Consider the following 26,228-nt stretch of genomic DNA (forward strand, 5'->3'; position numbering starts at 1 on the left):
CATGAAGCTGCTGACCATCCACGATGTGAACGACGTGCGCCTTGACGAGGTCGAGCGCGGCGCACCCGGCCCCAAAGACGTGGTCGTCAGGATGAAGGCCTGCGGCATCTGTGGCAGCGACCTGTCCTACATCAAGATGGGCGGGATCCCGATGCCCGGTACCAAGACCGCGCTGGGGCACGAAGCTTCGGCCGAAGTGATCGAACTCGGCAGCGATGTCACCGGTCACAAGCTGGGTGACCGGGTAGTGATCAACGGCATGTTTGTCGGCTCCGGCGGCATGGAAGGCGCATTTACGCCCGAGCTGTTGCTCAAGGATGCCGAGGCGATGGAAAAGCTTCTGCCGATCCCCGAGGGCGTGCCTTACGATATCGCTGCGCTGTGCGAGCCGCTCGCCGTCGCCATGCACGGCGTCAACCGTGCAGAGGTGAAGGCGGGCGACAAGGTCGTTGTGTTCGGCTGCGGCCCGATCGGGCTCGGCATGGTCCTGTGGCTGGTCGATCGCGGTGTGACTGACGTTGTCGCGCTCGATCTTGCCCCTGAACGCCGCGAACGCGCGCTGGCACTGGGTGCGCGCGCCGCGCTTGATCCGGCAAACTGCGATGTCCGGGCCGAGCTGGTGAAGCTGCACGGCGAAGTGCCGTCCTATGGCCGCGTCGGCGTTGGCACCGATGCCTGGATCGATGCGGCGGGGGCGCCCTCGATCCTCACCGATGTGATCATGATGGCCAAGTTCCAGTGCCGCATGGTCATCACCGCCGCCTATATGAAGCCCATCGAATTCCCCGCCGGGCGCATGCTCACCAGCGAGATGACGATCACCACGGCGGTCGGTTATCCCACCGAAATGCCCGAGGTGCTGGAGGCCATGCCGCGGCTCAAAGACAAGCTGGCGTCGCTCATCAGCCACCGCCTGCCGTTCGATGACGTGCTCGACGGACTAAAGGTCGCCGCCTCGCCGCAATCGGCGAAGGTCATGATCGAGTTCGAGGCATGAGCGACAAGCAGACACCTCTGGGCGCGCTGGTTACCGCCGGCGAAGGCCAGACCGAGGCCGTGGAAATCACGCCTTCGATCTTCATGGTAAAGGACATTTCCAACGCCTACCTCGTCACCACCAGCGAAGGGGACGTGCTAGTCAACACCGGCTTTCTGAACAATGGCGAGAAGACCAAGGCGCTGTTCGCGCCGCACCGGCAGGGGCCACTCAACGCCATCGTCCTGACGCAGGCCCATGCCGATCACTTCGGCGGCGTGCCCGAACTCAAGGAAGCGGACACCGAGGTGATCGCCGGCAAAGGCTTCACCGAGACGGACCAGTATTTTGACGATCTCAAAATGTTCCTCGGTCGCCGCTCGGGTAAGCTGTGGGCCTCGATGACGCGGCGTGACGGTCCGCCGCCGGTGCCGCCGCGCATCGTCCCGGATGTAGAAGTTGCAGGCCAGCTGTCGTTCAATCTTGGCGGCAAGCGTTTCGAAGTGATCAAGGTTCCCGGCGGCGAAACGCTGTGCTCGGTGATTGTCTGGCTGCCGGACGAAAAGACCGTGTTCACCGGCAACCTGTTCGGCCCGGTCTGGCGCTCGATGCCCAACCTGACGACCGTACGCGGCGACAAGCCTCGCCTTGTCGGTCCCTATCTCAAGTCCTGCGAGATTGTAAGCGATCTGGGGGCGGAATTGCTCATTACGGGGCATGGCGAGCCTATCTTCGGTGTAGACAAAATCCGCGCCGACATTCAGGCGATGCATGATGCCGTTCAGTGGATCGAGACCGAGACCATCAAGGTGATGAACGCCGGCGGCACGGTCTATCAGGCCATGCAGCAGATCCACCTGCCAGCCGAAATGAAGATCGGCGAATTTCACGGCCAGACCAAGTGGACTGTCCGCGCCGTGTGGGAAGAGAACGGCAACTGGGTCAAGTACGAGGACGGCACCACCGCGCTGTTCGGCTCGCCGGTTTCGACGGTTTATAGGGATATTGCCGAGCTTGCGGGCGGGGCAGACAAGGTGGCTGCGCGGGCCAAGGCACTGCTCGATGCCGACAAGCCGCTCGAAGCACTGCATCTGGTCGATGTTGCGCTTGGCGTGGACGCCGCCGAACCGACTGCCTTGGCTGTCAAGAAGCACGCCTGCCAGTTGTTGCTGGCGCGCGGGGGCGGGCAGAATCTTTCCGAAACAATGTGGCTCAAGGCCGAGATTGCCGATGCGGAGAAGGCGTTAGGCTAAGGGAGCCAGTCCTTCCAGCACAAGTCGCACCAGATCGGCCTGCCCGCTGGTGGCGGTCTTGGCGTAGATACGCTTCGAATAGTTGCGCGTCGTCTCAGGCGTCAGGCGCAATGCCTGGCCAGCCTCGATCAGGGGCACGCCCCGACTGATCGCCTCGGCCAGCGCGGCTTCCCGCGGCGAGAGGCCGTATCGCCGGGCGAGCACTTGCGCGCCGCTTTCCGCCGGTTCGCGACGCTTGGCCCGCGACATCGCGACTGCGGCGGCGGGGTGGGGCAGGTCGGCCCGGCTCCTGCCTGTGGGCCTTAGCAATAGGTCGCGGCCATCGGCATAGACCAACCGTCGCTCGCCAGTTTCAGCATCTGCCAGTGCGAGGCATGCCTCGGCAAGTGTCGGAGACTGGCTCGGTATGAAATTCCCCGCTCGCGCTTCTTCGCCTAGCGCTTTGCCTGATCGATCAAGGATTTCCTGCTCGACCCCCAGCAGCGCCAGCGTTCCTTCCGCCGCCTCAAGTCGCAGCCGCATCCCGCCAAGTTTTGCGAAGATCGACAGCGCGGTAGCGACGGCCGGGGCGAGGGCGGTGAGCAGCGCCGAATCCGCCGCCGAAAAAACCTCGCGCTCGTGCAGCAACACTATCCACGCATTGAGGTCACCGCGCCCCGCTACGCGGATCAAGCGCGCATCGCCTACTTCTGTAGCGTTTGGATCGAGTTCGCGCAGTTCATCGATGGCATAAACGCGGTTTGGTCGGAGCGCCGCATAGACCCTCGCGTCGATCGGATCGGGCTCGCCCGGGTCGTCGCGCTGGGCGAGGCGGTCCGCCAGCACGCGGCGGCGCAGCGGCATCTGTTCGGGCGCGGCGGAGTTGATCACCGTCAGCCGCACGCGCTGAGCGCCTGTGCGCTGGGCAAGCCGGCGCAGGAAAGTTTCCCAAAGCGGCTGCTCGAATATCCCCTCGAACAAGGGCAGCAGCAGGTTGCTTTCGTCGGTCGGAGTGATGGTCATGATCTTTGCTCCCATATGGGAGTATTATGGTCAAGACATAACCGCCATTGACCGCGTCACGAAGCTATGGAGAGGCACCCTGTGAGCGACCTGTCACGCCAGTCCCTGACTCATCTGCAGCGGCTTGAAGCCGAGGCGATCCACATCATCCGCGAAGTCGTTGCCGAGGCTGAAAAGCCGGTCATGCTCTATTCGGTGGGCAAGGACAGCGCCGTGATGCTGCATCTCGCGCGCAAGGCGTTCTATCCCTCGCCGCCGCCCTTCCCGCTGCTGCACGTGGACACCACCTGGAAGTTCCAGGAAATGTACAAGCTGCGTGACAAGATGGCCGAGATTTCGGGCATGGAACTGCTCGTCTATCACAATCCCGAAGCGGCCGAGCGCGGGATCAATCCGTTCGATCACGGCGCGCTGCACACCGATATGTGGAAGACCGAAGGGCTTAAGCAGGGGCTCGACAAGTGGGGCTTCGATGCCGCGTTTGGCGGTGCCCGCCGCGACGAGGAAAAGAGCCGCGCGAAGGAACGCATCTTCTCGTTCCGCACGGCCAGCCATGGCTGGGACCCGAAGAACCAGCGTCCGGAACTGTGGAACCTCTACAACGCCCGCAAGAACAAGGGCGAATCGATCCGCGTCTTCCCGATCTCGAACTGGACCGAGCTCGACGTGTGGCAGTACATCCACCTCAACGACATTCCCATCGTGCCGCTTTACTTCGCCGACGAACGGCCCGTGGTTGAGCGCGACGGCATGCTGGTGATGGTCGATGATGACCGCTTCCCGCTGCGCGAAGGCGAAGTGCCGATGATGAAGTCGGTCCGCTTCCGCACGCTTGGCTGCTACCCGCTGACCGGCGCGGTCGAGAGCACGGCCAAGACGCTTCCTGACGTGATTCAGGAAACGCTCCTCACCACAACCTCCGAGCGGCAGGGCCGCGCCATCGACAAGGATGCCGGCGGCGCTGGCATGGAAGTCAAGAAGCAGCAGGGGTATTTCTGATGACCGATACCACCAACGATCCGGTTTACGTCACCGAGGCCCTGATTGCCGAGGACATCGACGCCTATCTCGACCAGCACCAGCACAAGACCATGCTGCGCTTCATCACCTGCGGGTCGGTGGATGACGGCAAATCGACCCTGATTGGCCGCCTGCTCTACGATTCGAAGATGATCTTCGAAGACCAGCTCGACGCGCTGACCGCCGATTCCAAGAAGGTCGGCACGCAGGGACAGGACATCGATTTCGCGCTGCTGGTCGACGGCCTCGCCGCCGAACGCGAGCAAGGCATTACCATAGACGTCGCCTACCGCTTCTTCAACACCGAGAAGCGCAAGTTCATCGTTGCTGATTGCCCGGGCCACGAGCAGTATACGCGAAACATGATCACCGGCGCTTCGACCGCCGATCTCGCCGTGATCCTGATCGATGCGCGCAAGGGCGTGCTCGTCCAGACGCGCCGTCACTCGTACCTGTGCCACCTGATCGGCATCAAGAACCTGGTGCTGGCAGTAAACAAGATGGATCTGGTCGATTACGATCAGGCCGTGTTCGATGGCATCGTCAAGGACTACGCCGAATTCGCCAAGTCGATCGGCATTCAGAGCTTCACCGCGATGCCGATTTCCGGCTTCAAGGGCGACAATATCATTGGCCCTTCGGAAAATACGCCTTGGTACAAGGGGCCCAACCTGATCGAGCATCTCGAGACGGTTGAAGTCCTGTCTTCGGAAGACCAGGCCAAGCCGTTCCGCATGCCGGTGCAGTGGGTCAACCGTCCGAACCTCGATTTCCGGGGTTTCTCGGGCCTGATCGCCACGGGTTCGGTCAAGCCGGGCGATGCCATCCGCGTGCTGCCCTCGGGCAAGACCAGCACCGTCACCCGCGTCGTCACGCTTGATGGCGATCTCGATGAAGCGGTTGCCGGCCAGTCGGTCACCGTTTGCTTCGCCGACGAAATTGACTGTTCGCGCGGTGACGTGATCTCGGTCGCCGATACGCCGCCGCAGGCTGCCGACCAGTTCGAAAGCACCATCGTCTGGCTCAATGACGAGCCGCTGCATGTCGGCCGCGCCTATTGGCTCAAGCTGGGCACACAGATGGTTTCGGCCACGGTTCAGCAGCCGAAATATGCCGTGAACGTCAACACGATGGAGCATGTCGCGGTAAAGACGCTGGAGCTCAACGCCATCGGCGTCGCCCAGATCTCGACCGACAAGCAGGTCGTGTTCGAGCCTTACGCCGATAACCGGACGCTGGGCGGATTCATCCTGATCGACAAGATCACCAATGCAACGGTGGCCGCCGGCATGCTGCAGTTCAGCCTGCGCCGCGCGCAGAACGTGCACTGGCAAGCGACCGATATCGACCGCAATGAACATGCGCGGCTGAAGAACCAGACGCCCAAGGTGCTGTGGTTCACCGGTCTTTCGGGCTCGGGCAAGTCGACCATCGCCAACGAGGTCGAGAAGTCGCTCAACCTGATGAACCGCCACACCTTCCTGCTTGATGGTGACAACGTGCGCCACGGGCTGAACAAGGACCTGGGCTTCACCGAAGCGGACCGGATCGAGAATATCCGCCGCGTTGGCGAAGTGGCCAAACTGATGGTCGATGCCGGACTGATCGTGCTCACTGCCTTCATCTCGCCGTTCCGGGCGGAACGCGAAATGGTGCGAAGCCTGCTACCAGAAGGCGAGTTCATCGAAATCTTCGTCGACACGCCGCTGGAAGTGGCCGAGGCGCGTGACGTCAAGGGCCTCTACAAGAAGGCCCGCGCTGGTAACCTCAAGAACTTCACCGGGATCGACAGCCCCTATGAAGCACCGGTCAACCCGGAAATCCGCGTCAACACGGTGGAAATGACGCCGCAGGAAGCTGCAGCGCACATTATCCGCCAATTGATGCCGCTGAAGTAAGGGCAGGGCGATGAGCATGACCGACGCCGAACTGGCCGTTCACCTTGCCGAGGTGGCAGGCCGGCTGCTGATCGAAGTGCGCGCGGCGGGAGTGTTCTCGCCCAAGGCGCTGGGCAAGGCGGGGGACCAGACCGCCAACCAGTTCCTCGTCCACGCGATCCGCGAACAGCGCCCCGATGACGGGTTGCTGTCCGAGGAGGAAAAGGACAACTTCGAACGGCTCGCCCATTCGCGTGTGTGGATCATCGACCCGGTCGACGGCACCCGCGAATATGGCGAAGAGCGCACCGACTGGGCCGTCCACGTCGGCCTTGCCATCGACGGCGTTGCGTCCATCGGCGCGGTCGGCCTGCCCGGCATGGGCAAGGTGCTGCGCACGGACGCGCCGGTCGCGGTGCCGCCTGCGCCTGAAAAGCTGCGCATGGTTGTCAGCCGCACGCGTCCTGCGCGCGAGGCGACCGAAGTGGCCGAGAAGCTGAGTGCGGAATTGGTGCCGATGGGCTCGGCCGGCGCCAAGGCGATGTCCATCGTGTTGGGCGATGCCGACATCTATCTGCACTCGGGCGGCCAGTACGAATGGGATTCCTGTGCGCCTGCCGCCGTGGCGCTGGCTCATGGTTTGCACTGCTCGCGCATTGACGGCAGCCCCCTCGTCTATAATCAGTCGGACGTGTACATGCCCGACCTGCTGATTTGCCGGAAGGAGCATGCCGAGCGCGTGCTGGCCGAGGTCGCCGCGCTCTCTGTTTGAGGGAGTTTGAATATGGCGCGTTCGGTTATTGTCACGGGAGGTTTCGGGGTTCTTGGCCAGGCAGTCGCAGAGGCCTTTGCGGCTGCAGGTGACAAGGTGGCGCGCATCGATTTTGCGCCATCGCCGCATAGTCCGGTCTCCGGAGCATTGGACATCGGCGGGGTCGATCTGACGGACGCCGCTGCGACTTCTGCGGCAATCGACAAGGTCGTGGCTGCCCACGGCGGCATCGACGTTCTCGTCAATGTGGCCGGCGGGTTCACTTGGGAAACGCTGGAAGGCGGTTCGATAGATGCCTGGGCGCGCATGCAATCCATGAACCTGATCAGCAATGCCACGATCACCAAGCTCGCGCTAGCCCATCTGGCCGCGTCTGGTTCGGGACGCGTGGTCAATATAGGCGCTGGAGCGGCGATCAAGGCCGGCATGGGCATGGGCGCCTATGCCGCGTCCAAGTCCGGCGTGCACCGCCTGACCGAAGCTTTGGCCGAGGAAGTGACGGGGCAGGGAATCACCGTCAACGCCATCCTGCCGAGTATCATTGATACGCCAACCAACCGCTCGGATATGCCGGACGCCGATACCTCGACATGGGTTCAACCGGCAGCGATCGCCGATGTCATCCTGTTCCTTGCTTCCGATCAGGCGAGGGCGGTTACCGGTGCCTTGATTCCGGTTTCACGCGGCGGGTGAATTGGGAATTTGTGCACAGCTGCACAATCTTTTCCCTTGCCTTGTGCGAAACATGGCAAATCAAAACTGAACAGGTGTCATTTTTATGCCACACCTGTCTGAAAACGCGGCAAAATCGCTAACGACGGTTAGCGGCGTCTAATCTATAAATAACGAAAATCGTTGAACTATTTTCTGTGCTCTTCGTATGGGGAGAGGGGCGATCGCGCGGGCGATGGTGTGCGTCTTTTACGCTCTCTCAGAACCCCCTAACTACGGGTTTCCAACGCTTTGGGAGAAGCCTGACATGAAATCCGCAATTCGCGCTGCCTCGTTTATCGGGGTTAGCTTGCTGTCCCTTTCCGTGCCCGCTTTCGCGCAGGAAGCGCCGGGCGAGGACGAAACGGTATCGGCCAACGAAATCGTCGTTCAGGCTCGCCGCAAGGACGAAAGCGCGCAGGACGTTCCGGTGGTCGTCCAGGCCGTGACTTCGGAAGACATTGCCAAGCTGAACCTGCGCAAGTTCGAGGATGTCACCTCGGTCGTTCCCGGCCTGTCGATGGGCGCCAACGCCAACGGCATCGGCGTGACCGCAACCGTGCGCGGCGTGAACTATGACGTGAACGTCTCGGGCAACAACGGCACGATCCAGTTCTACCAGAATGACGTTCCGGTCGCCGCCGGCCTGCTGTTCAACGCCCTGTTCGACGTCGGCCAGATCGAAGTCCTGCGCGGGCCGCAAGGCACCCTGAAGGGCCGCTCCGCGCCGTCGGGCTCGATCACCGTCTACACGCGCCGGCCGAACCTTTCGGAAGTGGGCGGTAATGCCGACATCACCGTCAATGACCTCCACGGCTTCAACACCAAGGCCGCGCTGAACATTCCGGTCATCGCCGACAAGCTGGGCGTACGCATCGCCGGTGTTGTGGCGGAAGGCCGCGGCAATGACGTGCGTGACATCGTCAACCCGCAGATGCCAAGCGACAAGACCAAGGGTCTGCGCGCCAGCATCCGCGCCAATCCGCTTGATGACATGCTGATGCTCGACTTCGCCTATCAGGTGGTGAAGCGCGACACGATCCAGTTCGGCCAGCAGGAATCGGTCAACCAGGTGGTCACCTCTGCTGCGGCCAGCCCGGTGACGATTTTCGCCAAGAACCGTCAAAGCGCGATCGGCACCCCGCAGACGAACAACCAGCTGTTCCAGACCTATGACTGGCAGGCCAAGCTCAATCTTGCGGGCCAGTCGCTGACCTATGTCGGTGGCTACTCGCGCCAGCACCTCGCGTCGTTCGCACCGTCGGACACGGGCTCGGTCTTCGCGGTGGATAGCTCGGGCGGGGTCGAATTCGGCCAGCCGACCGATACCGTATCGCACAACTCGAGCCACGAAGTCCGCCTCCAGAACGTGGACCGCATCGGCGGCATCTTCGACTACGTGGTTGGCGCGCTATGGGCCAAGGGTGACAGCGACACGCTGTTCAAGAGCGTCACCGGCATCGCCATTGCGCCGCCGTTCTCAACGCCTGCGCGCCTCGTCAATGTCGTGTTGACCCCGATCGCCCGATTTGGTGAAAACAGCGAGCAGTCCTACTTCGCCAACTTGACCGCGCATCTGGGTGACCGGCTCGAACTGTCGGGCGGCATCCGCTCGATCACTTACAAGGACAATTCGGGTCTTGCCGTCAGCGGTGTGGTCAACCCGCTGTTCAACCGCAACTTCACCGAAAAGAAGACGGTGTATCAGGCGGCGGTGAAGTACAACGTCACTGACGATGTGATGGTCTATGCCAGCACCGGCACGTCCTGGCGTCCGAGCACGGTCGCGATCGGCGGCCCGACCGGCGGCGTTTCAGCGCGGCAGGCGAGCTTCCTCGCAACGGGTCCGGAAACCTCGGAATCGTATGAAGCGGGCATCAAGACTTCGCTGCTTGATCGCAGGGTCACGTTCAACCTGACTGGCTATTACCAGAAGTTCCAGAACTACCCCTACCGCGCTTCCTCGGGCATCTACGCCATCGACCGCACCAATTCGGCCGGCGGCACGGTGACCCCGTTCAACTACGTTTCGGGCGTTCCGGTGGATGTGAAGGGCTTCGAGGCTGAACTGGCGTTCCGTCCGAATGACAACATCTCGCTCAGCACGATCCTTGCCTACTCGAAGGGCCGGATCAAGGATGGGACCATTCCCTGCCTTGACCTGAACAACGACGGCGCGCCTGACATCGTCAGCGCCCCGCCGACGCTGGCCCAGCTTGAAGCCGATGTCGGTGCCAACAACATCGATCAGTGCACGGTGGCCTTCAATTCGAACCTCGCCCCAAGCTGGAGCGGTACGGTTCAGGGTGAATACAACGTGCCGCTGAGCGACAGCATGAATGGCTACCTGCGCGGCCTGTTCACGTGGAAGGGCAATTCGGTCAACGATCCCGTCAACGCCTTCGATGATGTGAAGTCTTATGGCTTGCTCAACATGTATGCCGGCGTGCGTGCGCCGGACGGCCAGTGGGAAGTCTCGCTCTATGGCAAGAACATCACCAACACCTTCCGCGTGCTGAACCGTAGCAATGGTCCTGCGGTTACCACTCTGCGCGGCGGCATCCCGCTGGGTGGTCCGGTGACCTCGTCGGGTCCGCTTTCGACCAGCAACTACTACGGCATCGGCGTGACCGAGCCGCGCGAGTTCGGCATCAACCTGCGCCTGGCGTTCGGTTCGCGCTGATCTTAGCGAAGCACAAAGCGGCCGGGCGAGCGATCCTCCGGCCGTTTCGCTTGGGGCCGCCGGACATGACCTTCCGCCATTGAACTATTGCAGTGCGTCCGGCCTGATGTTGCATGGGCGCAACAAGCGGCAAAATTGCGTCGCTTCCCTCTTAGTTCACCAGTGAACAAACGCCCGTGCGATGGGCGGCCACTGGTCATACCGGTTCTCTGTCAATATGAAATGACACCGGACAGGCGTCAAAACTGCCTTCGGAGCAGTCACCGGTCCGTACCATTGGGAGGGAATTCATGTTGTCTATTCGAGGTCTCGCGTTTGCGAGTGTTAGCCTTTTGTCGCTTTCCGCACCCGCTTTCGCGCAGGATGCTGATGAGACCGAAAAGGATGAAGCAGGCATTGTCGTTGTTGGCACCCTGATCCGCGGTACCGAAGTTACCGGTTCCCAGACGCTTTCTGTCGATGCTGCTGAAATCGCCGAAAAGGGCGCTGTTTCCACCAACGAACTGCTTGGCCTGGTCCCGCAGATTTCTAACGCCTTCAACGGCCGGTTCGAAGTCGATCCGCGCGGCGTTGGTACCGGCCTTTCGATCAACCGTCCTAACCTGCGTAACCTGCCGGGTGCCAACTCGGCCTCGGGCGGCACGGCACTTGTGCTCGTTGACGGTTTCCGCATGGCCCCGATGGGCGTCAATCAGTCGTCAATCGACGTCGACGTGATCCCCTCTGCGGTAATCGCAGGCCTCGACATCGTCACCGATGGCGGCTCATCGCTTTACGGCGCGGATGCGGTTTCGGGCGTGATCAACTTCCGCACCCTGCGCAAGTTCGAAGGCATCAAGGTCGACCTCAACTATGGCAAGGGCGACACGATCAAGGGCTATTCCTATTGGGATGGCGCACTGACCGTCGGCAAGAGCTGGGCGACCGGCAATGCCTATATCTCGGCTTCCTATGCGAAGCGCGAATCGGTCCTTAACAACGAAACGACCTGGTACGATTCCAAGATCTACAACGCCGCTGGCGTTGGCACATTCACGGGAACCCAGTGCGATACGCCGCAGCAGACAGTGAGCCGCTGGTTCCGCTTTGGTGCCGGTTCTAGCCAATTCACCAATAACCCGGCCGCACCGGGCGCTGGCACCTTCTCGCTCGGTACGGGCTGCGACGCCCTTGGTGAGGCAACCTATTCACCGGAAGTGAAGCGCTATAACGTCTATGCCGCGGTCACGCAGGAATTCGGCGAGAATATCGATCTGCGCGTTACCGGTTATTGGGCAAAGCGTGACACCATCCTGCCGATCGTGCCGCGCGGCTTCACCTCGGCTGGCAGCGGGGTTACCGGTGGCACTCTTGTCACGATGTTCCCGGCCGCAGCTGCGACCACACCGGGTACCACCTTCCAGGTGAACGAAGGCGTTGGCTTCCGCTTTACGCCCAATGCCGCTTATGTGAACACGCCGAACACTGTTGGTTTTGAAACCTGGGGCGTGACTCCGGAACTGACCGTCAAGATGGGCAGCGACTGGCAGGTCAAGACCACGGCGCACTATGGTCGTTCGGACAACTATCAGTCGTTCCCGAGCACCAATACTGTCTTGGCCCAGTGCTACATCACCGGTTGCGCGGCTTCGGGTACTACCCCGGCAATTGCCGCCGGTCAGCTCAACCCGCTCAACGTTGCTGCGGCAAGCGCGGCGGTCATCACCGACATCACTGACTTCACCAGCGCACAGCAGACAAAGCAGTCCATGTTCGTTGCCCGCGTGGTTGCTGACGGTCCGATCTTCCCGCTTCCGGGCGGTGATGCAAAGGTCGCGGTTGGTCTCGAATACCAGTCGAACAAGGCGCAGAGCCGCCTCAACGCTGGTCGTTTCGGTGCGATCAACAATGCGGCCTATCAATCGTACAGCCGCAACAGCAAGTCAGCCTTCGGCGAAGTGTCGCTGCCGGTCATGCCATTCCTCGACCTGTCGGCATCACTGCGTTACGACGATTACAGCGATTTTGGATCGACTACGAACCCCAGCCTTGGCGCGGCCTTCAAGCCGACCGAATGGCTGAAGATCTATGGTCACTGGAGCAAGTCGTTCAACGCGCCAACGGCAGTTGACGGACTGGGTATCGCTACCGGTCGTTTTGCGCTCAACCAGTACGTTGCGGGCAGCTCTGATCCGACCCGCCGCCCGAGCGATCCGGCCCCGGCGAATGACCTTGGCTTTGGCACTCACGCCATGATCCTCGATGGAACCAAGAAGGGCACCCGTCCGCAGACTTCGGAAAGCTGGGCGGTCGGCTTCGAGGTTACCCCGAACAGCGGGCTGAACATCGGTGCGCAGTTCTACTCGATCGACTTCAAGGATATTCTTGCAGCCGTGAACCCGCAGAACCTGACGACCTACACGACGAACCCGGAACTCTATTATTACAATACCGGGCCGACCACGTTCCCAGCAACCTACGCAGCGCTTCTCGCGCAGCTGACCAATGCTTCGCAGATCTCGATTACGTCAGATGCTGTGGCATTTGTCGTCGACCGTCGTACTTCGAACATCGGTACGGCCAAGATCGAGGGCGTCGACTTCCACATCGACTGGCGTCACGATTACGACTTCGGTCAGGTGTCGGCTGGCATCAGCGGCAACAAGCAGACCAAGGCGCTCACCAATTTCGGCGTCGCGGTCAATGAACTGCCGTTCCAGCCTGCAATCACCGCCGCGTTTTACACCGGCGTCAAGGTTGGTGGGTTCTCGACCCGCGTAACCGTCAACTATACCGGCAAGTTCACTGATCCCAACCCGAACAACGCCGGCACGAGTGGCCTGCGCGTGAACCCCTTCACCGTCATCAATCTGGCGATGGGTTACGAGTTTGGCGAGGGCACCGGTGCTCTCGAAGGTACGTCGCTGCGCCTTGGCATCGACAACCTGTTCGAAGAAAAGCCGCAGACCACCCGGCGTGGTTCGGCAAGCTTCATCCCGTACACCAACTGGACGATCGGCCGCGTGTTCAAGATTGGAGCTAGCAAGAAGTTCTGATCGCTACACACGACCTGAACGAAATTGCGGCCGGGGGGAAACCTCCGGCCGCTTTCGTTTGACCAGCTCATTCGTTTGACCAGCCCTTTTCGTTTGATTTGCATCATCGCGCGGCTTGAGGCAGTGATTAGTCAACAGTGCTGTTGATCAGCGATGGGGACGATGAATGCCGGGGCAGGTTGTGAAATTGACGCGAAGGCCGCGTGACCCGGTGGCGACGCGCGAGGCTATTCTTGAAGCCGCATCTGCCCTGCTCGCCCGCGCGGGGCCGGAAGGGGTGAGCCTGTCCGAAGTCGCCCAGGCCGCCGGGGTCAATCGCGGCACCGCTTACCAGCACTTCGAGACGCGCGAGAACCTTATCGCTGCGACGGTTGAATGGGCGTCCGACAAGATGTTCCGCGCCGTCTTCGGTGATCCTGCCACCATCGGTGAGCGCCAGGTGGAGAATGTCGATCCGGCCGACCTCACGGAGCGGCTCGCCGACTTTGCCATGTCGAACCCGGAGCTGTGCCGGGTCTGGCTGCTTCAGGTCCTCGCCTCTCCGGATCCCGCTGCCGACCCCTTCTGGCGCGAATATGTTGGTTCCATCGGTCGGTTTGCGGCGACGGACCTTGCCGAGCCCGGTGTCGATGCCGAGGTGCTTTCAGTGATCGTCCTGTCAGGTGCGTTCATGTGGCCGGTCTGGGCCGGTGCCCATGCACAGGACAGCGAGGAGCGCGGCGAACTCGCCCGGCGTTTCGCCCGTGAGTGCATGCGCCTGTCGATGTACGGATCGATGCAGCACGCCCGCTTTCCCGCCATTGCCGAACGTCTGGCCGCAAAGCCCGTATCGCCGCCGCGATAGTGCCTTGCACCGCATTGCGCCGGGCCTAGCATTGCAGCTTGGAAGTCGGGCAATCCATTTCAAACGGGTGCGACGCCGCGCCTGCGAACCACAAGGACAGAACCCATGTTTTCCGCGATCGTGATCGACAAGAACGATGAAGGCCAGACCGTTTCCGTGCAGCAGCTAGATGAAGCGGCACTGCCTGAAGGCGATGTCACCATCGATGTGTCGCACTCGACGCTGAACTACAAGGATGGCCTTGCCATCACCGGCCGTGGCCCGGTCGTGCGCAAGTTCCCGATGGTTCCCGGCATCGACCTCGTCGGCACCGTTAGCGAAAGCAGCAATCCGGGCTTTGCCGTGGGCGACGTTGTTGTCCTGAATGGCTGGGGCGTGGGTGAAGGCCACTGGGGCGGCCTCTCGCAGAAGGCGCGGCTCAAGGGAGACTGGCTGATCAAGCTGCCCGCCGGTTTCACCGGGGAACAGGCCATGGCGGTCGGCACGGCGGGCTATACGGCTGCCCTCTGCGTCGATGCGCTGGTCAATCATGGCGTCAAGCCGGATCAGGGCGAAGTCCTCGTCACCGGCGCGACCGGCGGCGTTGGCTCGGTTGCCGTGGCGCTGCTGGCCAAGGCGGGCTTCACCGTTGTCGCATCGTCGGGCAAGGCTTCCGAAGCGGAATACCTGACCAAGCTGGGTGCGACCTCGATCATCGATCGTGCAGACCTCTCCGCTCCGGGCAAGCCTTTCCAGCGCGAACGCTGGGCCGGCGTGGTCGATTCGGTCGGCAGCCACACGCTGGCCAATGCCATCGCCGCAATCAAGTATCGCGGCGCGGTTGCGGCTTGCGGACTGGCGCAGGGATCGGACCTAGCGACCACCGTGATGCCGTTCATCCTGCGCGGCGTTGCGCTGCTCGGCGTGGATTCGGTCAACTGCCCGATCGCCCCGCGCATGGCGGCATGGGAACGTCTCGCCCGTGATCTCGACAAGGACCTGCTGGCGCTCATCGGCAGCAAGACCATCGGCCTCGCCGAAGCGATCCAGGCCGCCGACGACCTGATCGACGGCAAGGTCCGCGGCCGCATCGTGGTTGACGTGAACCGCTGAGCGGAGAGGCAGGCAACGTGGCGACACCGCGGGCAATCATCGATCTGGAAGCCGGGCTTTCCATCTCTCAGGGCATCCCTCTGGGCGCGGAGGAAGGCATCGGCCCGCTTACCCTTGGCGGATATGTTCGCGAGATTGCCCGCCGCTACGGCCCCAGCGAAGCAGCGGTCATCCATCTGAATGGCAAGGCATATCGCTGGACCTATGACGAGCTGCTCGAACGCTCGATGGAAGTCGCGCGTTCGCTCCTCGCCTGCGGGGTAGGGCGCGGCACGCGGGTAGGCATTCTTGCCACCAATCGGCTCGAGTTCCTCTCCTGTGCCTTCGGAACCGCGCTCGCGGGCGGGGTTGCCACCACGATCTCGACCTTCTTCACCGCTGCCGAACTGGAAGTCGTGCTCAAGGAAAGCGGGTGTTCGGTCCTGCTGCTTGAACGCCATGTCCTGAAGAAGGACTTTGCGCAGATGCTGATCGACATCGAACCGTTGATCGCAAAAGCAACGCCGGGCGATCTCGCCTCGGAAAAGTTGCCCTTCCTCACCCATGCCGCGGTTATCGATAGCGATACGGGGCTGGGCGGGATCGAGGGCTGGTCGACCTTCCTCGGCACCGGAAAGTCAGTCGATCCGTCGGTCGTTCTGGCCCGTGCCGATGCCGTGGTCGCCAGCGATCCCGGCGTGCTGTTCTTCTCGTCAGGCTCGACCGGCAAGGTCAAGGGCATTCTCTCGGCCCACCGCGGCGTCTGCCTGCAGCTCTGGCGCTGGGCGCAGTGGTATGACCTGACGACATCGCCGCGCACATGGTCGGCCAACGGGTTCTTCTGGTCGGGCAATTTCGCCATGGCGCTCGGCGGAACGCTGTCTTCAGGCGGCTCGCTCCTGCTGCAACGCTGGTTCGATGCAGGTGAAGCTTTGGCGCTGATGGAGGCGGAGAAGGGGACCATGGTCCTTGCCTGGCCGCACCAGTGGCAGCAGTTGATCGAGGCGCCGAACTACGCCACTGTCGATCTCTCCAGCCTGTCCTATATTGATCGCGACACGCCATTGGCGCAGCATCCGACGGTCAACAGCGTGTGGAAGGAACCCTTCCACGCTTATGGCAACACCGAGACGTTCACGCTGATCTCGACCTATCCGGCGAACACGCCCGAGGAGGTCGCCTTGGGCAGTCACGGCGTGCCAACCGCCGGTGCGACAATAAAGATCGTCGACCCGATGACCGGCGAGGTGATGCCTCTGGGTGAGCGCGGTGAGATTGCCGTCAAAGGGCCGACGCTCATGCTCGGCTATATCGGCGTGCCGCTCGCAGACTCGCTCGACGACGAAGGCTTCCTGCGCTGCGGCGATGGCGGCTACATCGACCGCGAGGGCCGTCTGTGGTGGGAAGGCCGGCTCAACGACATCATCAAGACTGGCGGAGCCAACGTCTCCCCGATCGAGATCGACGACCACTTGCGCGATTGCCCGGGCGTGAAAGTCGCCAAGACCGTCGGTGTGCCGGATGACCTGCTCGGTGAACTGGTCGTCACCTGTATCGTGGCGCACGACGGGGCCAGCGTGAGCGAGCGCGAAGTGCAGGCCTATGCCAAGACCAAACTGGCCAGCTACAAGGTGCCGCGCCGTGTGTTGTTCTTTGCCGAGGACGAACTAGAAACCACGGGCAGTTCCAAGATCAAGATCGCCGAACTCCGCAAGCTCGCGACCGAAAGGCTGGCTTCGGAGGTCTGACACGAAAAGGCGCGTGACGAATGCCAAGGTTGGACATCAACGGCGCCTCGCTGGCCTATGAAGTGATCGGCGATGGCGCGCGCTCCGTTGCCATCACGCCGGGCGGGCGCTTTTCTCGCGAGACGCCGGGCGTGCGGCAACTCGCTGAAGCGTTGGCCGCGCATGATTGCCGCGTCCTGATCTATGACCGCCCCAACTGCGGCGAGAGCGAGGTGCTGTTCACCGGTGAGAGCGAGACGCGCCAGAACGCCGATGCGCTCGCTGAATTGCTATGGGCGACCGGGCTGGCCCCGGCGCTGATCGTCGCGGCGTCGGGCGGTGCGCGCGAAGCGATTGTTGCGGCGATCCATCATCCCGATGTCGTGAGCGGCCTGCATGTCCAATGGCTCTCCGGCGGCGCAATCGGCATTGCCACGCTGCCGATCTTCTATTGCGCCGATGCGGCCTTGGCAGCGGCGACACACGGGATGGAAGCCGTGCTGGCGCTTCCCGGCTGGCAGGAACCGCTGACCCGCTGGCCGGCCAACCGTGATCGTATCCTCGCTCAGGACCGCCATGCATTCGTTGCAACCATGCGCCGCTGGGCCGATGCCTATTTTCCGACCGACGCGCCGATCCCCTGCGTTACACGCGCCCAGATGCAGGCTTTGAACCTCCCGGTCACGGTGCTGCGCGGTGGCGCATCTGACCTCCACCATCCGCGCGAAACCAGCGAAGCCGTGGCGGCGCTGATCCCGGGCGCAGTACTCTGTGAACCACCGTGGGGCGACCGAGAATGGCTGGAGCGGCTCGACGCCAGTATGGCTGGTCGCGGCGGGCTGTTCGAAAGTTTTTCGAAACTGGTGCCTTCAATCCTGACGATGCTTGACGCCTAGGGAATATCGAGCCCGGATGGCGGCTTCGTCTGTCCCGGCCACGACAGCTTCGATATCTTCAGCTTATCCAGCGCCTTGTGCCACCATTTCACGTTGCGGCTGCGGATCTTTATATCGAACCGGTCGGTGTCGCGGAACTCTAGCACTTCCACACCGTCAGGGCCGGGTGTGTAGATATAGGGCGTGTTGGCATCGAGATAGAAGCCATCGCCTGGGCCGAGCTCCTGAGTGCCGATGCGCAGCGATCCGGCGACGACATAGTAGAGACAAGGCGTCGAATGGCTGTGCAGCGGCAAGGGAAAGCCGCTCTTGAACCAGGCGTAGGACAGGCTGAATCCTCCCGGACGGCGATAGAGGACGCGCAGCTTGCTCCCCTCCAGCATGCCCTCGTTCACCAGCGCCATGCTCGCTTCGCCAACCGTGTCGGAGATTTTGCCATCGCCGTGCATCATGCCGGCTTCCTCAAAATTGCCGGCATCACGGGCGCGGTAAACCTCGAAGGGCGGCGGGGGCTTCGTAGCGGTGTCAGTCATCGCAGGGTTCCTGCCTTTGTCAGCGTATCGGAATTGTTCTGGAATATAATGAGCATTGCTATTATTGACCAGCCATGGATGAAAACCCCGGAAAAACCGAAAACCCCGGCAAAGACGAGAACATAGCCATGCTGATGGCGCAGGTCTCGCGGTTGATGCGCCGCACCTTTGATGAAAAGGCGCGGTTGCTGGGCATGACACGGCCGCAATGGCAGGTCGTCTCGATCCTGTCTGTCAACGAAGGTATCAATCAGGGCGGACTCGCCGAGTTGCTCGAAGTCGAACCGATCACGCTTGGCCGCATGGTTGACCGCCTGCAGGACGCCGCGCTGGTCGAGCGCCGGCCCGACCCGGCCGACCGGCGGGCCTGGCGCCTGTTCCTTACCGACAAGGCGCAGGAACTGCTCGTCCAGTTGCGCCCGCTGGCGCTGGACACAATCGATGCGGCGCAGGAAGGATTGTCGCAGGCTGAGCGTGACGGGCTGATAACGGCGATGCAGGTCATGCGGTCAAACTTGTCCCGTAAAGCATAGTCGTAAACACAAGTTGCTGAATTCACGTGATTTGATTTGCCGGCGCCGGAACAATCGCGCGCGCGATACGCAAGGCCCTTGTCTGCAATGGGGCTTATTGCGAAGCCACTGCCTTAGCTGAGAGGATCGAACTGAACGTGGGCAAAACTATCGCCATTACCGGTGCCGGGGACGGCCTTGGCCGCGCCATCGCCCGCCGCTTTGCCAAGGACGGTGACCGCATCATCCTGCTGGGCCGCACCAAGTCCAAGATCGATGCCGTGGCAGCGGAACTGGGCGAGGGGCACCTGTCGATTGAGTGCAACGTCCGCGATGCCGCCTCGGTCGAAGCCGCCTTTGCCGAGATTGCTAAGCACGTCGACAAGATCGACGTACTGATCAACAACGCCGCGATCTATGAACCGTTTACAGTTGCCGAGGTGCGCCCGGACCAGATTCAGGCGCAGGTCGAAACCAACCTTTCCGGGCCTCTCTATGTAACCCATTTCGCCATACCGCTGCTGCGTGGCGGTGGCCATGTCATCAACGTGACAAGCGAATCCGCGCCGCTGAAAATGCCGATGCTTTGGCTCTATGCCGGCACCAAGGCGGCGCTCGAGCTGATCTCCGAAATGTGGATCCGCGAGCTTGAGGCAGAGGGCGTCCGCGTCACCATCGCCCGCTGCGGGCAGATGATGGACGAGACGAAGACCGGTTCGAACTGGGACCCCGACGTTTCGATGCGCTTTGCGATGGAGAATGCCAAGGTCGGCATCAACCTGCGCGATCGCGGCATCTCGCATTACAATTCGGTTGCCGATCAATTCCGCACGATCGTGGATCTTCCGCCCGACCTTCACATGCCGATGGTCTGGACCTCCGGCCGCCCGCGCAACTGACATTCCGACAGACAGGAACCTGATTTCATGACGACTCTTACTCCCGCCCGCTTGTTCATTGATGGTGAATTGCGCGACGCCGCTGGCGGCAAGACCTTTGATGTCATCAGCCCGTGGACCGATGCGCCGATCAACACGGCGGCTGACGCTTCGGCTGAAGACGTCGAAGCCGCCATCGTCGCAGCGCGGCGCGCATTCGATTGCACCGACTGGTCGCACGATTCCAACCGCCAGAAGCGCCTCGAAATTTGCACGAAGTACCTCGACCTGTTCAAGGCGAACTTCGACCGCCTTGCCGAGATCGCGATCAACGAAGGCGGATGCGCGCGCGGATCGGTGAACCGCGAGCAGGTGGCAATGGCGCTTGCCGGATGGCAGGACTATCTTGACGTGTTCCCGCGCGTTGAATGGGAGCGAGACTACGGCACGCGGGAGGCCTGGGGCATGAAGAATGTCCGTAAGTCCTATCACGAACCGATTGGCGTTGTCGGTGCGATCACCCCATGGAACGCGCCGCTTTATGTCAACGTCGGCAAGGTCGTCGCAGCTCTGCTCGCCGGCTGCACCGTAATTCTCAAGCCAGCGCCGGATACCCCGAGCATGGGCGCAATCTTCGGCGAGCTGGCCAACGAAGCCGGCATTCCCAAGGGCGTCATGAACGTCGTCTTCGGTGCCGACCCTGCTCTCGCAGGTGAAATGTTGGTGACCGACAAGCGCGTTGACCTGATCAGCTTCACCGGATCGACCGCAGTCGGCAAACGGATCATGCAGCAGGGTGCGGAGAGCCTGAAACGCGTGTTCCTCGAACTCGGCGGCAAGTCGGCGCGCATTGTGCTTGAGGATGACCCCCTGTTCGAACGCGATGTTGCCATGGGCATGCTCACGAACCACGCCGGCCAAGGCTGCGCCGTACAATCGCGCCTGCTGGTGCACCGCAGTCGGTATGAGGAAGCCAAAGCAATCCTTAAGGCAACTTACGAGAATTTCGGCGACAACTGGGGCGAGCAGGAAAACCCCGCCCACACCATGGGCCCCGTGGTCAACCGCAAGCAGTACGAGCGCGTGCTTGGCCTGATCGAGGTCGGCAAGTCGGAAGCAACGCTGCTCGCCGGCGGCAAAGCGCGGCCTGACAAGGGGCCCGGCTACCTGATCGAACCGACCTGCTTCGTTGATGTCACCAATGACATGCGCATCGCCCAGGAAGAGATCTTCGGCCCGGTCGTGGTCGTCATTCCCTTCGATGACGATGAAGACGCGATCCGCATCGCCAATGACAGCGCCTATGGCCTTTCGGGCGGCGTCTGCACCGGCGACGTCGAGCGCGGCTTGAAGATTGCCCGGCGGATTCATGCGGGAACCTTCTCAATCAACAACGGCATGTGCATCGCCGGCGACTTGCCTTTCGGCGGCGTCAAGGCTAGCGGCGTCGGCCGTGAATGGGGCGTGGAAGGGATCGAGGAATATCTCGAGCCGAAACTGGTCGCCATCGGCAGCTTTGGCTGATCTGGACGGGAAACGTGACGCATGGGGGCAGCACTGAAGTCGATTGAGCCAGAGGCCGGACATTCTGGCCATCTGGCCGACGCCCTCGGCGACGTGGACGTCAGTCATAACCTCAACGGACAAAAGCTTGGCCGCAAAGGGCAGGCTACCCGGGAACGCATCCTGAGCGCCGCTGCCGAAGTCATAGCCGAAGGAAGCGAAGTGCCGATTTCGCTGAGCGCCGTGGCGCGCAAGGCGAACCTGGGGATGACTTCGCTTTATCTCTATTTCACTGACCTAACCGAGCTTCTCCTCGCTGTGTTGCGTCCGGTGATGGAGGACGCGACAGACGGCTATTTCCGTGAACTGAGCGAATACTGGCCCGACGAAGAACTGGAAGAACGCTGCCGTTCGTTCGTTCAGGCCTATTTCGATTTCTGGACCAAGCACAGCCGGGTGCTCCACCTGCGTAACAACATGGCTGACCAATACGACGAGCGAATGATGATGGCCCGCGTCCGCACTGCCCAACCGACTATTGCCCTGCTTCGCAAACAGATGGCGCTTCCCGGCGGCCAGCCCAGTGCCGAGGCAGGGAACATGGCCTCGGTCCTGATGACCGGGCTTGAACGCGCGGTAACCGTGGCAACGGATACGATTACCCCGGCCATGATCGAACGCGCGTTCGGCCCGCGCAATACCAACGTGGTTGAGCCGCTGACCCGCCTGTTCGTGCTGGCCGTGCGCGACTGCCGCCAACAGGCTGGCTGACGCTTGTGCTTCATGCCTGAGGATCGGGCATTTCTGCGCGATCTAGAAATCGGGTGAGGGGAGTGCGCCGCCTTCGACAGGTTCAGGCTGAGCGGGCGCGTGCTGGACTGCACCGTACTTAACGTATTCTACTCCTGAGCCTGTCGAGAAGAAGCTGACGGTAGGTCAATAATTCCACACCACTGCACCCAAAGAAAAGGGCGGGCCGCTTTCGCTGGCCCGCCCCATCATTGCGCCGTAACGGCAAACGTCAGATCAGAACCGCACCTTGGCACGGAAGCCGTACATGCGCGGTTCGCCGATGAAGCCCGAACGCAGGCCCTGCGTTTCCTGCGTGTTGAGGTGCAGGACGATCTTCTGGTTGGTGACGTTGGTAACGTAGGCGCTGAGATCGACCGGCAGACCGCCGATGTTTTCCCAGGTCACGTTGATGTTGCCGAAGTTCTGCTTCGGAATGCGACCGCCGCCGACGGTGGAGACACCGTTTGCAATGGTGATCGCAGTCGGGTTCGGAACGCTGGCGGTTGGCAGCGGCGTATAGGTGCAGCTGCCCAGTGTCGTCGAGGACGTGGTGCTGTTGTAGTAATTCGTCGAGACGCAGCCAACCGCGTTGTCAGCCACGGCCTTGTAGCTCGACTGCCAGACCCAGGTTGCTGAAACCGTCAGCTTGCCAACTGATGCAGGGAGCGGGAAGGTATAGCTGCCGTTGGCGACGATCTTGTCGGGGATCGAATTCGGCAATTCCTGACCCGGAAGCGGCGGGCGAATGTCGTTGAACGGCAAGCCGAGACCCGAAATTGCCGAGCTGATCGACGTCGTGGCGAGAACCGGATCCTTGGTTCCGTTCACTTCAATGATCTTCGTGCGCAGGTGCGCCCAGGCAACGCCCAGTTGCAGGCCGGTGAACGGCTTGATGCCCAGTTCAGCTTCGAAACCGGTCAGCTTCGACTTGCCGACGTTCTGAATGATCGTGGTCTGCGAGCAAGCCGAGGTTGGCACGCACTGAACGCCCAACTGGACCTGCTGGTCGCGGAAGTCGTTGTAGAATCCCGAGATATTGAAGAAACCCGGGATCATGCCGCGCCAGCTGGCCTTGAGGCCCGCTTCATAGGTATCAACCTTTTCTGCGTTGTAGCTCTGCAGCTTGTCGGCGGCGAAGGAGGCAACACCCGCCTGACGATAGCCGCGCGACCACTTGGCATAGACCAGCACGTCTTCCATCGGCTTGAAGTCAACGCCCACCAGCCAGGTGGGCTTCGAGCTCTTTGCGGTGATGTCCTGCTGGCACATGCCGAAGCGGTTGGTGATTGGGAGGTAGGGGTTGGCTGCTGAACCCTGTGCGCCGAACGTGACGAAGTTGGTGCAGACCGCAAAGTCGGCGATCGTCGTCGAAGTCAGCGTTGTGCCGTTGTAGATCTTCGGCGCAGCGACCGATGCGACGATCGGGTTGCCGAGTCGAATATCGATCACCTGGAACTGTGAACGCATCGTGTCCCAGGTGTAGCGGAAGCCGCCGGTGAACTTGAGCTGGTCGGTGGCATTGTAGCTGGCCTGGGCATAGACGGCGCGGCCATCGAAGTAGTTCATCGTGGTCGAGTACGAAAGGCGACCGAGCGAGTTGGCACCGCCGCCGCTGAACGGCGTACAGTTCATCGTGTTGATGTCCACGCATGGCGTGAACGTCGTCGACTGGATTCCCGAAAGGCCGATGGGTCGGTTCGTTTCAAGGTAGAGCCCGGCCTGATAGGTCAACACGCCGTCGTTCGACTGGCCCTGAAGCTGGATTTCCTCAACCAGCGAGCTCTGCGCGTTGGTGTGCTGGCCGGGCAGCATGTGGGTGACGTTGAACGGCTTCACCTGGCTGGCGTTCGTTTCGGTTCCGTAAGCCAGCGTAGAGGGCACAAGACCGTACTGGCCGAACAGGTCGATGTTCAGATCGCCGATGTATTCGCCGTAGGAGAAGATGTTCTTCAGCGTCAGGTTGTCATTCACCTGCCACTTGGTCTGGTTGATGATCTGCCAGGTGGTCGACTTTGAGCCGGCATCCGGCAGGACGTTGAAGACCGTCCACCAGCCAGTCTGATTGCCATAGGCTTGCTGCTGGCAAGCAACGAGGTTGTAGCAATCGAGGATTTTCGGCGGGTTGCCGGTGCTTTTGCTCTTAGAATAGTTGACGATTGTGTAGTTTTCGACGTCTGGTGAAAGGTCGGCAACTGCCGAGAAGCGCAATGCGATGTAATCGGTGCTTCCGCCGGCGTCACCGTACGGTCCGAAGCCGATCTTGCCAGCGTTGACGAGATGGCCGTCACGCTTGTTGCGATCCACGCCGAGGCGGATGCGCAGCGAGTCCATGACCGGAATGTTGACCACGGCCTGCACGCGGCGGAGGTTGTAGTCGCCGATCGAGCCTTCGACATAGCCTTCGAATTCAGATGTCGGGCGCTTGGGCACCAGCAGCACGGCGCCGCCGGTGGAGTTGCGGCCGAACAGGGTGCCTTGCGGGCCGTTCAGCACCTGGACGCTGGCCAGATCAAACAGATAGCCCGGGCCGGCACCATCGCCGCCCTGGGTTGCGCCCGAACCGCGGGGTGCGACGACATCGGCGAAATAGGTGCCGACGGTCGATGTGGTGCGCTGTTCCTGCGTGAAGCCGCGGATGGTCCAGGTGGTGTTATCGTTGCCGTAACGGTTGTTGGTGACAAGGCTTGGCGTGAAGGTCGCAATGTCTTTGGCCGAGGTGATGTTGTTGTTCGACAGCAGCTTTTCATTGAGCACGGTCACCGAGACCGGGACGTCCTGAAGGCGTTCTTCGACGCGCTGAGCGACAACGACGATATCGTTGCCCGATGCCTCTTCCGCGGTATCGGCGTCCTGCGCGAAAGCAGGGCCGGCAAAGCTGAGCGCCGTTGCTGCGAGCAAGATAGATTTCAGGCCATGACTGGTACGCATTTCAAACCCCTCCCATCGGTTTGCCCGGACGGTTGCCCGTGGCATTTGTTCCCCTGTCAGCTCTGTTTGGGCAGAGAGGGCAGGGTCGCAATCGTAGTCAGGGGAAGATGCCGCAACCCGGTGGGCAAGCAAGCACGCATCCAACTGATCACATGTTCAGACTATTGGATGGTGCTTGTCAGTCAAGTTCGCGGGGGCGATGGAAACCGCAGAAACCCTAAGCTTGCTTAGTTATTGGCACCCGGCAGGGGGCATTTCCGTGCCGGGTGCTTGTCCCTCAGGATGCAGCGCGGCGCATCATCTTCGACAGGTCGATCTGGCCGGTGGGAATTCCGCCCATGAAGCCGCCGTCGACAGGCAGGACCACGCCGTTGACGATCGTGGCAAACGGGCTGTTGAGCCAGACCAGCGGTGCGGCCTGTTCATAGGGCGTTGAATAGCGGCCCAGCGGCTCGGCGGCGGCATCGACTACGTCCTTGCCCGAATTCTTGTGGAAGTCCGCCATCATCGGCGTCTGCGTGGGCGAGGGCAGGGTGCAGTTGATGCGGATGCCCTTCTTGATCAGGTGGGCGCCCATGAACTGGGTCCAGACGATCACGTTCTCCTTGGAGAAGGCGTAACCTTCCTTGACCGCGTCTTCCGCATGGGCCGTGCACCAGTCGACGGCGGCCTGCCAGCCCTTGGTGGTGACGAATTCCATGTTGGTGGGGATGTTGCGGCTCCAGCCGAGGCCACCGGTTGAGGCGATGTTGGCGATGGCGCTGCCTTCGCCCATCAGCGGCAGGACCAGCTCGGTCAGGTGGCGCAGGCCGATGAAGTTGACCTTCATGACGTCCATTGGATCGAACGAGCCATTGGGCAGGCCGGCGCAGTTGAACAGCGCATCGATGCGTCCGCCGCCGAGGCCGGCGACGCCCGCTTCGATCGAGGCGGGATCGCGCAGATCGACCTGGGTGAAGCTGGCCAGCGGCAGGTCGCAGGCCTTGTAGTCAAAGCCGTGCACTTCGGCACCGAGATCGATGAGGAGCTTGGCGGTCGCCTCGCCCATGCCAGAGAAGCAGCCGGTGACAATTACGCGCTTGCCGGCATAACCCAGAACGTCGGTCATTTTCAGGTTCCTCATGAAGTCGATTTCGTTGGCGAAGCTAAATGGCATGGCGGCGGGGCTGGCAACAGGCCTGCGGCCAAATCGCGGGCGCGATGGCAGCGTCAGGC

General features: G+C 61.7%; 20 protein-coding genes. 16 read left to right on the forward strand and 4 right to left on the reverse strand.

The features are described from left to right. The first annotated feature begins 1 nt into the window (after position 1). On the forward strand, positions 2–997 hold the full coding sequence (locus tag WG900_RS08755; RefSeq protein WP_339966382.1) for a zinc-dependent alcohol dehydrogenase: 996 nt from the start codon (positions 2–4) through the stop codon (positions 995–997). Continuing rightward, a complete protein-coding gene (locus WG900_RS08760; protein ID WP_339966384.1) occupies positions 994–2,229 on the forward strand; it encodes an MBL fold metallo-hydrolase in 1,236 nt (411 codons plus the stop codon). Before WG900_RS08755 ends, WG900_RS08760 begins: the two co-directional genes overlap by 4 nt. Here WG900_RS08760 and WG900_RS08765 read toward each other — a convergent pair. After that, positions 2,221–3,231 (reverse strand): helix-turn-helix transcriptional regulator, encoded by a 1,011-nt coding sequence (locus WG900_RS08765; RefSeq protein WP_339966386.1) that lies wholly within the window; start codon positions 3,229–3,231, stop codon positions 2,221–2,223. The two genes, WG900_RS08760 and WG900_RS08765, sit on opposite strands and share 9 nt — an antisense overlap. Before the next feature lie 90 nt (positions 3,232–3,321). Here WG900_RS08765 and cysD point away from each other — a divergent pair, with 90 nt between their 5' ends. From cysD to WG900_RS08815, 10 genes are all read left to right on the forward strand, one after another. After that, positions 3,322–4,230: a sulfate adenylyltransferase subunit CysD gene (gene cysD / locus WG900_RS08770; RefSeq protein ID WP_409035521.1), complete on the forward strand. Its 909-nt coding sequence runs from the start codon at positions 3,322–3,324 to the stop codon at positions 4,228–4,230. Next, a complete protein-coding gene (cysN, locus tag WG900_RS08775; protein WP_339966388.1) occupies positions 4,230–6,149 on the forward strand; it encodes a sulfate adenylyltransferase subunit CysN in 1,920 nt (639 codons plus the stop codon). Before cysD ends, cysN begins: the two co-directional genes overlap by 1 nt. Before the next feature lie 10 nt (positions 6,150–6,159). Further along, on the forward strand, positions 6,160–6,900 hold the full coding sequence (locus tag WG900_RS08780; protein ID WP_339966390.1) for a 3'(2'),5'-bisphosphate nucleotidase CysQ: 741 nt from the start codon (positions 6,160–6,162) through the stop codon (positions 6,898–6,900). A 12-nt stretch (positions 6,901–6,912) separates the two neighbouring features. Then, entirely contained in the window at positions 6,913–7,593 is a 681-nt protein-coding gene (locus tag WG900_RS08785; RefSeq protein WP_339966392.1) for an SDR family NAD(P)-dependent oxidoreductase, read from the forward strand. A 286-nt stretch (positions 7,594–7,879) separates the two neighbouring features. Beyond that, entirely contained in the window at positions 7,880–10,294 is a 2,415-nt protein-coding gene (locus tag WG900_RS08790) for a TonB-dependent receptor (RefSeq protein ID WP_339966394.1), read from the forward strand. Positions 10,295–10,584: 290 nt separating this feature from the next. Next, the gene (locus WG900_RS08795) at positions 10,585–13,329 is read left to right on the forward strand and encodes a TonB-dependent receptor domain-containing protein (protein WP_339966396.1); all 2,745 of its coding nucleotides are present in this window, start codon (positions 10,585–10,587) and stop codon (positions 13,327–13,329) included. Between the two features lie 181 nt (positions 13,330–13,510). Then, positions 13,511–14,173, forward strand: a complete 663-nt coding sequence (locus WG900_RS08800) for a TetR/AcrR family transcriptional regulator (protein WP_339966398.1) — start codon at positions 13,511–13,513, stop codon at positions 14,171–14,173. Between the two features lie 105 nt (positions 14,174–14,278). Then, a complete protein-coding gene (gene acuI / locus WG900_RS08805; RefSeq protein WP_339966399.1) occupies positions 14,279–15,265 on the forward strand; it encodes an acrylyl-CoA reductase (NADPH) in 987 nt (328 codons plus the stop codon). A 17-nt stretch (positions 15,266–15,282) separates the two neighbouring features. Next, the gene (locus WG900_RS08810) at positions 15,283–16,992 is read left to right on the forward strand and encodes a class I adenylate-forming enzyme family protein (protein ID WP_339966402.1); all 1,710 of its coding nucleotides are present in this window, start codon (positions 15,283–15,285) and stop codon (positions 16,990–16,992) included. A 20-nt stretch (positions 16,993–17,012) separates the two neighbouring features. Continuing rightward, positions 17,013–17,867 carry an alpha/beta fold hydrolase gene (locus tag WG900_RS08815; RefSeq protein ID WP_339966404.1) on the forward strand — a complete coding sequence of 285 codons (855 nt, stop codon included), beginning with the start codon at positions 17,013–17,015 and terminating at the stop codon, positions 17,865–17,867. Here the strand turns inward: WG900_RS08815 and WG900_RS08820 are convergent. Then, on the reverse strand, positions 17,864–18,400 hold the full coding sequence (locus WG900_RS08820; protein ID WP_339966406.1) for a cupin domain-containing protein: 537 nt from the start codon (positions 18,398–18,400) through the stop codon (positions 17,864–17,866). The genes WG900_RS08815 and WG900_RS08820 overlap by 4 nt on opposite strands. A gap of 74 nt (positions 18,401–18,474) precedes the next feature. Here WG900_RS08820 and WG900_RS08825 point away from each other — a divergent pair, with 74 nt between their 5' ends. From WG900_RS08825 to WG900_RS08840, 4 genes are all read left to right on the forward strand, one after another. Continuing rightward, the gene (locus WG900_RS08825) at positions 18,475–18,933 is read left to right on the forward strand and encodes a MarR family winged helix-turn-helix transcriptional regulator (RefSeq protein ID WP_339966408.1); all 459 of its coding nucleotides are present in this window, start codon (positions 18,475–18,477) and stop codon (positions 18,931–18,933) included. A gap of 137 nt (positions 18,934–19,070) precedes the next feature. Beyond that, positions 19,071–19,811, forward strand: coding sequence for an SDR family oxidoreductase (locus WG900_RS08830; protein ID WP_339966410.1), 741 nt, complete (start codon positions 19,071–19,073; stop codon positions 19,809–19,811). 27 nt (positions 19,812–19,838) lie between these two features. Further along, positions 19,839–21,314, forward strand: coding sequence for an aldehyde dehydrogenase family protein (locus WG900_RS08835; protein ID WP_339966412.1), 1,476 nt, complete (start codon positions 19,839–19,841; stop codon positions 21,312–21,314). A 21-nt stretch (positions 21,315–21,335) separates the two neighbouring features. Then, positions 21,336–22,064, forward strand: coding sequence for a TetR/AcrR family transcriptional regulator (locus WG900_RS08840; RefSeq protein ID WP_339966414.1), 729 nt, complete (start codon positions 21,336–21,338; stop codon positions 22,062–22,064). Positions 22,065–22,319: 255 nt separating this feature from the next. On the opposite strand, the gene WG900_RS08845 is transcribed toward WG900_RS08840, so the two are convergent. Both WG900_RS08845 and WG900_RS08850 read right to left on the reverse strand, forming a co-directional pair. Beyond that, positions 22,320–25,013 carry a TonB-dependent receptor gene (locus tag WG900_RS08845; RefSeq protein WP_339966417.1) on the reverse strand — a complete coding sequence of 898 codons (2,694 nt, stop codon included), beginning with the start codon at positions 25,011–25,013 and terminating at the stop codon, positions 22,320–22,322. A gap of 277 nt (positions 25,014–25,290) precedes the next feature. Further along, positions 25,291–26,121 (reverse strand): coniferyl-alcohol dehydrogenase, encoded by an 831-nt coding sequence (locus WG900_RS08850; RefSeq protein ID WP_339966419.1) that lies wholly within the window; start codon positions 26,119–26,121, stop codon positions 25,291–25,293. Positions 26,122–26,228 lie beyond the last annotated feature (107 nt).

The sequence above is a fragment of the Novosphingobium aquae genome, from assembly GCF_037572715.1.
Taxonomy (GTDB): Bacteria; Pseudomonadota; Alphaproteobacteria; order Sphingomonadales; family Sphingomonadaceae; genus Novosphingobium; species Novosphingobium aquae.